This is a genomic window from Bacillus sp. FSL R9-9834 (assembly GCF_038006905.1).
GTDB lineage: Bacteria > Bacillota > Bacilli > Bacillales > Bacillaceae_G > Bacillus_A > Bacillus_A pacificus.
The window spans coordinates 3,496,656-3,510,277 of sequence record NZ_JBBOWD010000001.1 but is presented as its reverse complement, the minus strand read 5'-3'; the positions used below and the strand labels follow the sequence as shown (position 1 = coordinate 3,510,277).

Genomic DNA, 13,622 nt, shown 5'->3' with positions numbered 1-13,622 from the left:
TTTTTGTGAAATGAAAAAAATATGGTATACAAAAGTATAGTTACTTTTCATATAGAAGGGATGGTAAAGGGATATGCAAAATTTTGTATTTCGTAATCCAACGAAACTTATTTTCGGTAAAGGGCAATTAGAACAGTTGAAAACTGAAATTCCACAGTTTGGTAAAAAAGTTCTTCTCGTATACGGGGGAGGTAGTATTAAAAGAAACGGTATTTATGATAATGTAATTTCTATTTTAAAAGATATAAATGCAGAAGTGTTTGAATTGACAGGCGTTGAACCGAATCCACGTGTATCAACTGTAAAGAAAGGAATTCAAATTTGTAAAGATAACGGTGTTGAATTTATTTTAGCAGTTGGTGGAGGAAGTGTAATTGACTGTACGAAGGCAATTGCTGCTGGTAGTAAGTACGATGGAGATGTGTGGGATATTGTAACGAAAAAAGCTTTTGCTAGTGAGGCATTACCATTTGGTACTGTACTTACGCTTGCAGCAACAGGATCTGAAATGAATGCTGGTTCTGTCATTACAAACTGGGAAACGAATGAAAAATATGGCTGGGGTAGTCCAGTTACTTTCCCGCAATTTTCAATTTTAGATCCCGTTCATACTGCGTCTGTACCGAGGGATCAAACAATTTACGGTATGGTAGATATTATGTCGCACGTATTAGAGCAATATTTCCACCACGGAACAAATACAGAATTACAAGATCGTTATTGTGAGTCTGTTTTAAAAACAGTAATTGAAACTGCCCCTAAGCTTTTAAGTGATTTAGAAAGTTATGAGCATAGAGAAACTATTTTATACTGCGGTACTATGGCGCTAAACGGTATTTTAGCGATGGGAGTAAAAGGAGACTGGGCAACACACAATATTGAGCACGCAGTTTCTGCGGTTCATGATATACCACACGGAGGTGGCCTTGCGATTTTATTCCCGAACTGGATGAAGCATGTTGTAGATGAAAATGTAAGTCGTTTTAAACAATTCGCTATTCGTGTATTCGATGTAGAAACAGATGGAAAGACTGATCGAGAAATTGCGTTAGAAGGAATTGAGGCGTTACGTCAATTTTGGACTTCAATTGAGGCACCAGTAACGTTATCTGATTATGCTATTGGAGAAAATGAAATTGATGTAATGGCGGATAAAGCGATGGCTTATGGCGAATTTGGTAACTTTAAAAAATTAAATAAAGACGATGTTTTAAGCATATATAAAGCTTCCCTATAAGTGAAGCGAGTAAAGGAACCCATTTGATATAACAATCCAATGGGTTTCTTTTTTGTTGTTTATAACTGTTTGTGACTGATTTTGATTATTTGTGAATGTTTGTGGTTGATTTTTGTGATCGTTTTCATTATACTGTAATCAAAGAAGAGGTGAATGAAATGTTAACTCCTGAACGTCATCAAATGATATTGCAACTTGTAAAAGAGCAGAAGGTTGTTAAATTACAACAATTAGTGGAAAGAACAGAAAGCTCTGAATCAACAATTCGTCGTGACTTAGCACAATTGGAAAAGCAAAGGTTATTAAAAAGAGTTCATGGTGGTGCGGCTGTTTTAACGGGAAAAGGACAGGAGCCAACGATGGTTGAAAAATCATCCAAAAACATTCAAATAAAACAACAAATTGCGAAGTATGCGGCTAACGTTGTGGAACAAGGTGATTGTATTTATTTAGATGCAGGAAGTACAACATTTGAAATGATTCCATTTTTAATAAATAAAGATGTTACCGTTGTTACGAATGGACTTATGCATATTGAAGCTTTAGTTGAAAATAATATTCGTGCATATTTACTAGGCGGAATGATGAAGAGTAGGACGAAAGCTTTAATCGGTGCAATGGCGCAGGAAAGTATGCAGAAGTATCGTTTTGATAAATGTTTTTTAGGAGCGAATGGTGTACATGAACAGCTTGGTTTTACAACACCAGATCCAGAAGAGGCACTTTTAAAGCAAATGGCATTAACATTAGCAAATGAAGGATATTTCTTAATAGATGAAAGTAAGTTTTCGGAAGTTGCGTTTGCGAAAATTGCCAATGTGGAAGAGGCAAATATTATTACAAACCATTTAGAAATTGATTTAGAAAAATATAAAAGACAAACCAATGTAATTGAGGCTGATAAACAATGATCTATACAGTAACTTTAAATCCATCTATTGATTATGTAGTACAAGTTAATTCCTTAGATTTAGGCGCAGTAAATCGAGCGGAGAAAGATATGAAGTTTCCTGGAGGAAAAGGAATTAATGTTTCTCGCGTTCTTCATCGTTTAGGTGTTGAAAATGTAGCGCTTGGATTTACTGGTGGATTTACCGGTCGATTTATTAAAGATGTATTACAGACAGAAGGTGTAATAACAAACTTCATCCAAGTAAGTGAAGATACTCGAATTAACGTGAAAATAAAAGGACGAGAAGAGACAGAATTAAATGGACAAGGTCCTAGTGTGACTAAGGAACAATTTGAACAATTAATGAAACAAATTGAAAGTATGGAGCAGGGAGATTGTGTTGTACTAGCTGGAAGTGTACCAGCGTCTATCCCAACTACTTTTTATGCATCAATCGCAGCGTTCGGAGCTGAAAAAGGCATTCGTGTAGTAGTAGATGCAAGTGGTAGTGCCTTGCAGCATGTAGTTAAAAATAAACCATTTTTAATAAAGCCTAATCATCATGAACTTGGTGAGTTATTCGGAGTAGAGATTTCCACAGTAGAAGATGTTTTACCATATGGAAGAAAATTAGTTGAACAAGGTGTAGAGCATGTTATCGTATCAATGGCCGGAGATGGGGCTTTATTATTTACGGCAGAAGGTATATATGAAGCAACTATTCCAAAAGGTGTTGTAATTAATTCGGTTGGGGCTGGAGATTCTCTCGTTGCGGGATTTGTAGGAAGATATGAACAGACAAAAGATATTGAAAAGGCATTTCAATATGGCGTTGCAACAGGGAGTGCAACAGCATTTTCAGCCGATTTATGTGAAAAGGAAAAAGTAGAAGAATTATTGTCGCAAGTAATTGTAACTAAGCGATAGGGGGAAGCAACATATGAAAATTACAGAACTATTAAAAAGGGATACAGTTATTATGAATTTGACAGCTTCAAATAAAGAAGCTGTCATAGATGAGTTAGTTGAGAAATTAAACGGGGCAAATCGTTTAAATAGCAAAGCTGAATTTAAAGAAGCTATTTTAAAGCGGGAGTCACAAAGTACAACCGGCATTGGTGAAGGGATTGCTATACCTCATGCGAAAACAAAAGCTGTTAAGCAACCAGCGATTTGTTTTGGTAGAAGTGTAAGCGGTATCAACTATGAATCGCTTGACGGACAACCAGCGCATTTATTCTTTATGATTGCTGCGAGTGAAGGGGCGAATAATACGCATTTAGAAACGTTATCACGCCTATCTACACTATTAATGGATGAAGGGTTTCGTAAGCAATTGTTAGAAGCGAAGGATGAAGAAGAACTTCTTCGTTTATTTGATGAAAAAGAAAATGAAAAAGAAGAAGAGGTTGAAGTTGCAAAACCAGAAGGGAATGAACCGTACGTATTAGCTGTTACAGCTTGCCCGACTGGAATCGCTCACACATATATGGCTGCAGATAGCTTGAAAGCAAAAGCAGAAGAGCTAGGAATTGCAATTAAAGTTGAAACGAACGGATCAACAGGTATAAAAAACGGTTTAACGAAAGAGGATATTGAACGCGCAACGGCTATAATTGTTGCGGCAGATAAACAAGTAGAAATGAACCGTTTTGCTGGGAAACATGTTATTCAAGTGCCAGTCGCTGATGGGATTAGAAAAACGGAGACGCTTCTTAATCGGGCTGTAAAACAAGATGCACCAATCTTTAAAGGTGTAAAAGAGGATGGAAAGGTAGAAAATACGGAGAAAGAAAAAGGATTAGGAATTTATAAGCATTTAATGAACGGCGTAAGTAATATGCTTCCATTCGTTGTTGGTGGCGGGATTTTAATTGCGCTAGCGTTTTCGTTTGGTGGTATAAAAGCAGAAGGTCCTTTAGCTGAATTGTTCATGTCTATTGGAGGAGGGGGAACAGGGGCATTTCTATTCCTTGTACCAATTTTAGCAGGATTTATTGCTAGTTCTATTGCTGATCGTCCTGGTTTTATGCCTGGTGTTGTCGGAGGATTTTTAGCGGCACATGCGAATGCTGGATTTTTAGGTGGATTAATTGCTGGTTTCTTAGCCGGATATGTTGTTTTAGGATTGAAAAAATTATTTTCAGGGTTACCAGTACAGTTAGAAGGAATTAAGCCTGTTTTGTTATATCCAGTCTTTGGATTATTGATTACAGGAGTTGTTATGCAAAAAGTAGTAATTCCGCCTGTAGTAGCATTGAATGAAATGTTAACAGGATGGTTAAATGGTTTGAACGGTACAAATGCTATATTACTAGGTCTTATTTTAGGTGCGATGATGGCAATTGATATGGGTGGTCCAATTAATAAAGCAGCATTTACGTTTGGTATTGCTGCGATAGAAGCGAAGAACTTTGGGGTGCATTCAGCGGTTATGGCCGGTGGTATGGTGCCACCGCTTGCAATTGCGTTAGCAACTACCTTCTTTAAATCGAAGTTTACAGAAGCGGAACGTAAGTCTGGTTTAACAAATTATATTATGGGGGCATCGTTTATTACAGAAGGTGCGATTCCATTTGCAGCAGCAGATCCGGTTCGGGTAATTGTCAGTTGTGTTGTCGGTTCAAGTATTGCAGGTGCATTATCAATGTTATTCCAAATTACATTACCAGCACCGCATGGTGGATTGTTTGTTATCGCTTTAGTCAATAAACCAGTGTTATATATTTTCTCGATATTGATAGGGGCAGTTGTTTCTGCTCTTATGATGGGAATTTGGAAAAAGAAAGTTAAATAATACGTGTAAAGGGAGTAGCTTTTATTAGCTGCTCCTTTTTATTACAAAAAAGGAGGTTAATAATTGGAGAATGATGAATTTTGGTAAAAGATGTAATGAAATATGATTTTTTTGTAACAAAAAAGTAATACTGTAATTTTTTCTGGAAAAAAATTCTGGTGCTTGTATGTGGAAAGTATATGAAAACTATTGAAGATTCTATTAGAAATGGGATTCATTAATATGGAAATTTATGTTACAACTCATTAATCGCATATTACGAATGGTTTGTAATTGTGTGATTTCGAAAAATACTAAAAATCTGTTGCTATAATAAAAATACGAAAACAAAGCAAATGGAGGCTATTCATGAAAAGATTATTAGGTATAGCAACGGCGGCAGTTTTTGGTCTTGGGATTTTTGCAGGTTCTGCGAAAGCAGAAACGATTGTAACAACAGACGTATTAAATGTTAGAGAAAACCCAACTGTAGAGTCTAAGCTTGTAGGTAAAATGTTAAGTGGAAATAAATTAGATGTTGTAAATACAGAAAACGGATGGACAAAAATTAAATTAAATGGTCAAGAAGCGTTTGTAAGTGCTGAATTTACAAAAAGTACATATTATGTGACGGCGGGTGTGTTAAATGTTCGCGCTGGAGCGAATACTGACTCAGAAATTCTTGGTAAACTGAATAAAAATGATGTAATTGAAACGACAAATCAAGTTCAAAATGAATGGTTGCAATTTGACTATAATGGAAAAACAGGATATGTTCATGTGCCATTTTTAACAGGAACGGCACCAGTGATTGAAAAGAAAGAAGTTGCAACGAAAGAAGAAGCGCCGGAAAGAGTAAATACGCCGGTTAAAAGTAATAAAGTAGTTAAGGGTAAAGAATCTGTTAAGAATGTAGAATCAAGTAAACCTGTGGCAAAACAGCAGTCAACTACGAAACAAGTTGCGAAATCTAATGAAACAAGTGCACCGGCTGGTGGACGTGAAATAACGGTAGAAGCGACAGCATATACAGCAGATCCGAGTGAGAATGGTTCGTATGGTGGTCGTGTATTAACTGCAATGGGGCATGATTTAACAGCGAATCCAAATATGAAAGTAATTGCTGTTGATCCTAAAGTAATTCCACTTGGATCAAAAGTATGGGTAGAAGGATATGGAGAAGCGATTGCTGGAGATACTGGTGGGGCGATTAAAGGAAATCGTATTGATGTTTTAGTTGGCTCAGATGGTAGTGCGAATAGCTGGGGGCGCAAATCTGTAAAAGTGAAAGTGATAGAGTAGTGTATATGTATTAATATAAAAGGCGGTTGCTTGAAAGTATGTAAGCAACCGCCTTTTATGGATTATTGAAAAGGGTAAATAGTTTTACCTGTAATAATTTTATATGCACTGCAAAATTGGTTTTGTATATACTCTGTATCTTTATTTTCTAGATGTAATGTTGTTTCTTGGAGAGCAGAATGAAAAGAACGTAGTAAACAATTTAAGGCAAAGTATAATTCTTCTTGTGAACAATTGTGTTCTTTTGTAGCAGTAGCTAAAATGAGGTCTTTTGTCAAAGATGAAAAATTGATAGTGGATTGTTTCATAGTTAACTCATCCTCTCGAAGGTATTTTTAATCATGTATATGCGGAATTGGACAAACTATGTTCTTTTTTATTTATAATTTCATGTACCGTAATGAAAGAACTTGCAATCATGCCGTTAAAATTGGTAAGATTGGATATAATCAATAGATGGAGTACATTACATAAAGAGAGTTGAATGATATGGGAGAAGTGCAACGTGAAAAAGTTGCTGTCATCATTGGACCAACTGCTGTTGGGAAGACGAAGTTAAGTATTGATCTTGCCAAAGCGTTAAATGGTGAAATTATAAGTGGAGATTCCATGCAGATTTATCGTACGATGGATATTGGAACCGCAAAGGTGACGAAAGAAGAGATGGACGGAATTCCACATTATATGGTTGATATAAAAAATCCGGAAGAATCATTTTCGGTTGCCGAATTTCAAGAACGTGTTCGTAAGCATATTCGCGAGATTACAGAGCGTGGTAAATTGCCGATTATCGTTGGTGGAACTGGTCTGTATATACAATCTGTTTTATTCGATTATCAGTTTACGGATGATGCTGGTGATGTTATATACCGAGAACAAATGGAAAAGTTAGCATTAGAACGTGGTGTGGAATATGTACATAAGAAATTACAGGAAGTAGACCCAGAAAGCGCTGAGCGTATTCATGCAAATAATGTACGCCGTGTCATTAGGGCGTTAGAAATTTTCCACACGACGGGTGAAAAAATGAGTGATCAACTTGAAAAACAAGAAAACGAGTTATTATACGATGTTTCCTTAATTGGCTTGACAATGGATCGTGAAATGCTATACGATCGCATTAACTTACGAGTTGATATAATGATGGACCAAGGTTTATTAGAAGAAGTAGAAGGGTTGTATAATCGAGGGATACGAGATTGTCAATCTATTCAAGCGATTGGGTATAAAGAGATATATGATTATTTTGAGGATCGTGTCTCTTTAGAAGAAGCGGTATCACAATTAAAGACGAATTCACGTCGTTATGCAAAACGTCAATTAACGTGGTTCCGTAATAAGATGGATGTCACATGGTTTGATGTTACAGACGGTGAAAAAACGTCAGAAATTTTACGATACATAGAAGGAAAGCTACAACTAAAGTCGAATAATAGTAAGTAGAGAAAAAGAGGAGGATTCGACATGAAGCAATCAATCAATATTCAAGATCAGTTTTTAAATCAACTCCGTAAAGAGAATACGTTTGTTACGCTGTACTTATTAAATGGTTTCCAGCTTCGTGGGTTAATTAAAGGATTTGATAATTTTACAGTCCTACTGGAAACAGAAGGTAAGCAACAGCTTATTTATAAACATGCAATTTCTACATTCGTACCACAAAAAAATGTTTCAATTGAATTAGAGTAGTAATAAATTATTGTACATAACAAAAAAAGAGCGAGTTTCTCGCTCTTTTTTTATTTGCCATAAACAATAAATAGTGAAATTTAAGCGATTCTAAATACAGTTAGACGAATGTTAGTGTTTCCTGTTGCAGGGATCGTAATCTCGTTAAGAGTAGATTGGACAGAAATGTTTGCTCCTGCAGCTAATGTTTCGATTGTAGTAAATGAAAGTGAGTCGCCTATTAAATTTGAAGAGAAGTTGTCAGTTGCAACTGCTCCATTTATTGAAATTCCTACTCCGAGTGGCGCACATCCTGGTGCAGTTGTAGAGATGGATACGCTAATTACATAAATACCGCCGTTGATAACTGTAACTGTGTCTGTGCCATTAAAGATAATATTATTTACGTTAATTGCAGTACTGAAGATAAAGTTATTAAATTGTAGTACTGTTTGTTGAATGTTGTTTGTTACAACAATTGTTGCTATAGGGAAGCTAGGTCCAGTAGGCCCAGTAGGTCCTGTAACTCCTATACCAGTAGCGCCCGTTGGCCCTTGAACACCTTGAGGTCCAGTAGCACCAGTAGCACCCGCCGGTCCTTGAGCACCTTGAGGTCCAGTGGCCCCAGTAGCACCTGCTGGCCCTTGAATACCTTGAGGTCCAGTAGCACCTGTATTACCTTGAGGTCCCTGAGGTCCAGTAGGTCCAGGAGGCCCACCAGAAGGTCCAGTAGGTCCGGTAACTCCTATACCAGTAGCGCCCGTTGGCCCTTGAATACCTTGAGGTCCAGTGGCACCAGTAGCGCCCGCCGGTCCTTGAATACCTTGAGGTCCAGTGGCACCAGTAGCACCTGCTGGTCCTTGAATACCTTGAGGTCCAGTAGCACCTGCTGGTCCTTGAGCACCCTGAGGTCCAGTAGCACCAGTAGCACCTGCTGGTCCTTGAGCACCTTGAGGTCCAGTAGCACCAGTAGCACCTGCTGGTCCTTGAGCACCCTGAGGTCCAGTAGCACCAGTAGCACCTGCTGGTCCTTGAGCACCTTGAGGTCCAGTAGCACCAGTAGCACCTGCTGGTCCTTGAGCACCTTGAGGTCCAGTAGCACCAGTAGCACCTGCTGGTCCTTGAGCACCCTGAGGTCCAGTAGCACCAGTAGCACCTGCTGGTCCTTGAGCACCCTGAGGTCCAGAGCACCAGTAGCACCTGCTGGTCCTTGAACACCTTGAGGTCCAGTGGCACCAGTAGCGCCCGCCGGTCCTTGAATACCTTGAGGTCCAGTGGCACCAGTAGCACCTGCTGGTCCTTGAGCACCCTGAGGTCCAGTAGCACCGGTAGCACCTGCTGGTCCTTGAGCACCCTGAGGTCCAGTAGCACCAGTAGCACCTGCTGGTCCTTGAGCACCTTGAGGTCCAGTAGCGCCAGTAGCCCCTGCTGGTCCTTGAGCACCTTGAGGTCCAGTAGCACCTGCTGGTCCTTGAGCACCCTGAGGTCCAGTAGCACCAGTAGCCCCTGCTGGTCCTTGAGCACCCTGAGGTCCAGTAGCACCAGTAGCACCTGCTGGTCCTTGAACACCTTGAGGTCCAGTAGCACCAGTAGCGCCCGCCGGTCCTTGAATACCTTGAGGTCCAGTGGCACCAGTAGCACCTGCTGGTCCTTGAGCACCCTGAGCACACCAGTAGCACCTGCTGGTCCTTGAGCACCTTGAGGTCCACCAGTAGCACCCGTGTTACCTTGAGCACCCTGAGGTCTAGCGCCCGCTGGTCCTTGAGCACCTTGAGGTCCAGCACCGGTAGCAGCACCTTGAGGTCCAGTAGCACCAGTAGCACCCGTGTTACCTTGAATACCTTGAGGTCCAGTGGCACCAGTAGCGCCCGCCGGTCCTTGAATACCTTGAGGTCCAGTGGCACCAGTAGCGCCCGTGTTACCTTGAACGCCTTGAGGTCCAGTAGCGCCAGTAGCCCCTGCTGGTCCTTGAGCACCTTGAGGTCCAGTAGCGCCGGTAGCGCCTTGAGGTCGCTGGTCCTTGAGCACCTTGAGGTCCCGTAGCACCGGTAGCGCCCGCTGGTCCTTGAGCACCTTGAGGTCCCGTAGCACCAGTAGCACCCGTGTTACCTTGAGCACCTTGAGGTCCAGTAGCACCAGCACCCGTGTTACCTTGAACGCCTTGAGGTCCAGTGGCACCAGTAGCACCTGTGTTACCTGTGTTACCTTGAACACCTTGAGGTCCAGTGGCACCAGTAGCGCCCGTGTTACCTTGAACGCCTTGAGGTCCAGTAGCGCCAGTAGCCCCTGCTGGTCCTTGAGCACCTTGAGGTCCAGTAGCGCCGGTAGCGCCCGCTGGTCCTTGAGCACCTTGAGGTCCCGTAGCACCGGTAGCGCCCGCTGGTCCTTGAGCACCTTGAGGTCCCGTAGCACCAGTAGCACCCGTGTTACCTTGAGCACCCTGAGGTCCAGTAGCACCCGTGTTACCTTGAACGCCTTGAGGTCCAGTGGCACCGGTAGCGCCCGCTGGTCCTTGAACGCCTTGAGGTCCAGTAGCGCCAGTAGCGCCCGCTGGTCCTTGAGCACCTTGAGGTCCAGTAGCGCCGGTAGCGCCCGTGTTACCTTGAGGCCCAGTAGGTCCAGTAGGCCCACCAGAAGGTCCAGTAGGTCCGGTAACTCCTATACCAGTGGCACCAGTAGCGCCCGTGTTCCCTTGAGGCCCCTGAGGTCCGGTAGCGCCCGTGTTCCCTTGAACACCTTGAGGTCCAGTAGCACCGGTAGCGCCCGTGTTACCTTGAATACCTTGAGGTCCAGTAGCGCCAGTAGCGCCCGTGTTACCTTGAACACCTTGAGGCCCAGTAGCACCAGTAGCGCCCGCCGGTCCTTGAGATCCGGTAGCGCCAGTAGCGCCTGTATTACCTTGAGGCCCTTGAGGTCCAGTAGCACCGGTAGCCCCCGCTGGTCCTTGAGATCCGGTAGCGCCAGTAGCGCCTGTATTACCTTGAGGCCCCTGAGGTCCAGTAGCACCGGTAGCCCCCGCTGGTCCTTGAGATCCGGTAGCGCCAGTAGCGCCTGTATTACCCCGAGGTCCTTGAGGTCCAGTAGCACCGGTAGCCCCTGCTGGCCCAGTAGGTCCAGTAGGTCCTTGAATGAATGAAGCAGAATTAACTAGAGCGGTTTGTAATGCTGCGATTAATTTAAGAAGCTCTTGAAGTGTGCAAGGGTCAATTCGGAATAGTTTTGTAATGGATAGTAAATAATTAATTAGATTTTGAAGCTCGATAAATACAGCGCTTGCTACGAAAGTTGGATTTTTTAATATAGTTATTAAGTTTTTAATAATAGCTAACCCTTGTGCTTTCAGGGAGGAAGTAGCATCTAGTGAACAAATAAATTTACTTAGTAGGTTCAATGTATCAATTAGATCTTCAATATTTTGGGGAGATGGATTTGCGAAAAGTTTTGGGATTATTTTTGTTAAATCGATAATGATTGCGCGGAATGTTCTAAGTTGTGCTTTAGTAACTGGGATTGATGGAGTATTTGGAATTCGTCCAGCGCTACTTGGAAAGCATGGTTTGGAGAATTTGTTCTGACTGTCGTTATAATGAGACATTAAATCTCTCCTTTCTCATGAGGATATGAACGAAACTCATCATAGTAGATGCAAAAATTAGTTAAATGGTCATAGTAAAATCGTTTGTTTGAAGAAAAAATAGAAAAAACGCCTTATGATAAGGCGTTTTTTCTATTTTCTGCGTATTGATAATATCGTTTTAGTGAAATCTTTGACTTGAAGCCAGCTAGCTTTATAATTTCTGACTCCGGAGTTTCTTTTTTTATTAAGTTTAAAATATAGGTGTTACGAAAGTGTTGTCCTGAGATTCCTTTGCGTAAATTAGCTCTGGATACTTCAAGGCGAATCATTTTTTGGATAGCGATTTCTGTTAATCCCTTTGGTGCATCATTTTCGTATACCCATCTGTATGTTCCGCGATTAAAATCGAATGCGACAAATAATGGATCATTACTATGATATTTTGGACGAACGGGTTCAGGGATGCTTTTGTAATAAGTATATAGTTGTTTTTTGTCTTCGCTAGTTAAAGTAATTGTTCTTTCTACTCCTGCGGTTGCAGGTATAGATAACGTGTTAGTTTCAAAGTGGACGTGATGCATAGTTAATGCTGTAAGTTCCTGTAAGGATAATCCATAGTCAATTAATAAATTTAAAATAGCGATATTACGATCCATCAATAAAGGGCGTACAGGACGTTGTTTTTCTGAAAGTCCTTCTAATGAAGTGACTATATGTTTTAATCTTTTTTCTTCATCAGATGAAATGAAATCTTCATTGCGGAGTGTGCGGTCTGGTTGAATAGAAATTTCCATGTTCTTTAATGGGTTAGGAATATTTAGAAAGTGATGCATTCGATTTAATACAATGAATACACGGTGCATCGTTTTCTCTGAGTAATGTCGATTCTTTTTTAAGTCGGAAAAGTAATCTTCGTAGTCTTTTGTACAAAGTGTAGCCCATATATTACTGGAAGGGAGCTTTTTGTTTTTTTCTAACCAATGTCCGAAATCTTCAATGTCATAAACATAACGTTTAATGGTTGAAGGTTTTCGGCCTTTATTCAATAAAAAAATAGAAAAGGCTTGTATTGTATCATGGAATTCCGTTGTCTCCATAGTCCCACCACCTTCATTATTTCTTTTATTATAGCAAACTTTTCTGAAAATAGTCATTTGCAAAGGAGACAAGAATAATAATATTTGGTGAGTGGATAAAATGAGGTGATTGTATGGAACAATCGATGCGAAAGAAAAATAATAATCAAATTAACATTGTGTTAAATCATCGAAAGAAAATTTCTTTACCGGCTGCAGAAAATAAAACAGTAATTTCAAATGAAACTACTACGAAACATGAGATGCTGCAAAGAATTGAAGAAGAGATGGGAAAACTCGTTGGGATGGATGATATAAAAAAGATAATAAAAGAAATATATGCTTGGATATATGTGAATAAAAAAAGACAAGAAATAGGATTGAAGTCTGAGAAACAAGTACTTCATATGTTATTTAAAGGGAATCCAGGTACAGGGAAGACAACTGTTGCTAGAATGATAGGGAAATTATTATTTGAGATGAATATTCTATCGAAAGGGCACTTAGTTGAAGCTGAACGTGCGGATCTTGTAGGAGAGTACATCGGTCATACAGCTCAAAAAACAAGAGATTTAATAAAAAAAGCAATGGGAGGAATTTTGTTTATTGATGAGGCGTATTCATTAGCCCGAGGGGGAGAAAAAGATTTTGGAAAAGAAGCAATTGATACGCTCGTAAAACATATGGAAGATAAACAACACGGTTTTGTATTGATTTTAGCTGGATATTCAAGAGAGATGAATCACTTTCTTTCATTGAATCCAGGACTGCAATCTCGTTTTCCATTTATAATTGAGTTTGCGGACTACTCAGTAAATCAGTTGTTAGAAATAGGGAAGAGGATGTATGAAGAACGTGAATATCAGTTATCGAAAGAGGCTGAATGGAAATTTAGAGATCATTTACATGCTGTAAAGTACTCATCGCAAATTACATCCTTTAGTAATGGACGATATGTCCGGAATATTGTTGAAAAATCGATTCGTACACAAGCTATGCGGTTGTTACAAGAGGATGCATATGATAAATATGATTTGATTGGAATATCAAGCAGTGATTTGATGCTTGAAGAGGAGACGCACAGTACGTAAGCT

At 40.3% G+C, this 13,622-nt stretch carries 10 protein-coding genes and 1 pseudogene; 8 read left to right on the top strand and 3 right to left on the bottom strand.

Annotated elements, in window-relative coordinates:
• The first annotated feature begins 73 nt into the window (after window positions 1–73).
• The 5 genes from MKY00_RS18145 to entD all read left to right on the top strand — a co-directional run bounded on the left by MKY00_RS18145 (window position 74) and on the right by entD (window position 6,207).
• Window positions 74–1,237: an iron-containing alcohol dehydrogenase gene (locus tag MKY00_RS18145; protein WP_001179079.1), complete on the top strand. Its 1,164-nt coding sequence runs from the start codon at window positions 74–76 to the stop codon at window positions 1,235–1,237.
• A gap of 158 nt (window positions 1,238–1,395) precedes the next feature.
• A complete protein-coding gene (locus MKY00_RS18140; protein WP_000957276.1) occupies window positions 1,396–2,148 on the top strand; it encodes a DeoR/GlpR family DNA-binding transcription regulator in 753 nt (250 codons plus the stop codon).
• Window positions 2,145–3,056 (top strand): 1-phosphofructokinase, encoded by a 912-nt coding sequence (pfkB, locus tag MKY00_RS18135; RefSeq protein WP_016718269.1) that lies wholly within the window; start codon window positions 2,145–2,147, stop codon window positions 3,054–3,056. Before MKY00_RS18140 ends, pfkB begins: the two co-directional genes overlap by 4 nt.
• A 13-nt stretch (window positions 3,057–3,069) precedes the next feature.
• Complete coding sequence (locus MKY00_RS18130) at window positions 3,070–4,926, top strand: PTS fructose transporter subunit IIABC (RefSeq protein ID WP_016718268.1); 1,857 nt, start codon at window positions 3,070–3,072, stop codon at window positions 4,924–4,926.
• Between the two features lie 348 nt (window positions 4,927–5,274).
• Window positions 5,275–6,207 carry a cell wall-binding protein EntD gene (gene entD / locus MKY00_RS18125; RefSeq protein WP_016718267.1) on the top strand — a complete coding sequence of 311 codons (933 nt, stop codon included), beginning with the start codon at window positions 5,275–5,277 and terminating at the stop codon, window positions 6,205–6,207.
• Window positions 6,208–6,269: 62 nt separating this feature from the next.
• On the opposite strand, the gene MKY00_RS18120 is transcribed toward entD, so the two are convergent.
• Entirely contained in the window at window positions 6,270–6,515 is a 246-nt protein-coding gene (locus tag MKY00_RS18120; protein WP_000814415.1) for a hypothetical protein, read from the bottom strand.
• A gap of 181 nt (window positions 6,516–6,696) precedes the next feature.
• Between MKY00_RS18120 and miaA the strand changes: the two genes are divergently transcribed.
• Both miaA and hfq read left to right on the top strand, forming a co-directional pair.
• Window positions 6,697–7,650, top strand: a complete 954-nt coding sequence (gene miaA, locus MKY00_RS18115) for a tRNA (adenosine(37)-N6)-dimethylallyltransferase MiaA (RefSeq protein WP_016718266.1) — start codon at window positions 6,697–6,699, stop codon at window positions 7,648–7,650.
• Window positions 7,651–7,671: 21 nt separating this feature from the next.
• Window positions 7,672–7,896, top strand: a complete 225-nt coding sequence (gene hfq / locus MKY00_RS18110) for an RNA chaperone Hfq (RefSeq protein ID WP_000813896.1) — start codon at window positions 7,672–7,674, stop codon at window positions 7,894–7,896.
• 80 nt (window positions 7,897–7,976) lie between these two features.
• On the opposite strand, the pseudogene MKY00_RS30220 reads toward hfq, so the two are convergent.
• Window positions 7,977–11,470: pseudogene (locus tag MKY00_RS30220) on the bottom strand (Gly-Xaa-Xaa repeat protein).
• Between the two features lie 113 nt (window positions 11,471–11,583).
• Window positions 11,584–12,549, bottom strand: a complete 966-nt coding sequence (locus MKY00_RS18095; RefSeq protein WP_016718265.1) for a tyrosine-type recombinase/integrase — start codon at window positions 12,547–12,549, stop codon at window positions 11,584–11,586.
• 113 nt (window positions 12,550–12,662) lie between these two features.
• Here MKY00_RS18095 and spoVK point away from each other — a divergent pair, with 113 nt between their 5' ends.
• Window positions 12,663–13,619, top strand: a complete 957-nt coding sequence (spoVK, locus tag MKY00_RS18090; protein WP_000438181.1) for a stage V sporulation protein K — start codon at window positions 12,663–12,665, stop codon at window positions 13,617–13,619.
• Window positions 13,620–13,622 lie beyond the last annotated feature (3 nt).

Coding starts and splice junctions, on each gene's coding strand:
- MKY00_RS18145 (WP_001179079.1), top strand. CDS start 74: ATGCAAAATTTTGTATTTCGTAATCCAACGAAACTTATTTTCGGTAAA.
- MKY00_RS18140 (WP_000957276.1), top strand. CDS start 1,396: ATGTTAACTCCTGAACGTCATCAAATGATATTGCAACTTGTAAAAGAG.
- pfkB (WP_016718269.1), top strand. CDS start 2,145: ATGATCTATACAGTAACTTTAAATCCATCTATTGATTATGTAGTACAA.
- MKY00_RS18130 (WP_016718268.1), top strand. CDS start 3,070: ATGAAAATTACAGAACTATTAAAAAGGGATACAGTTATTATGAATTTG.
- entD (WP_016718267.1), top strand. CDS start 5,275: ATGAAAAGATTATTAGGTATAGCAACGGCGGCAGTTTTTGGTCTTGGG.
- MKY00_RS18120 (WP_000814415.1), bottom strand. CDS start 6,515: ATGAAACAATCCACTATCAATTTTTCATCTTTGACAAAAGACCTCATT.
- miaA (WP_016718266.1), top strand. CDS start 6,697: ATGGGAGAAGTGCAACGTGAAAAAGTTGCTGTCATCATTGGACCAACT.
- hfq (WP_000813896.1), top strand. CDS start 7,672: ATGAAGCAATCAATCAATATTCAAGATCAGTTTTTAAATCAACTCCGT.
- MKY00_RS18095 (WP_016718265.1), bottom strand. CDS start 12,549: ATGGAGACAACGGAATTCCATGATACAATACAAGCCTTTTCTATTTTT.
- spoVK (WP_000438181.1), top strand. CDS start 12,663: ATGGAACAATCGATGCGAAAGAAAAATAATAATCAAATTAACATTGTG.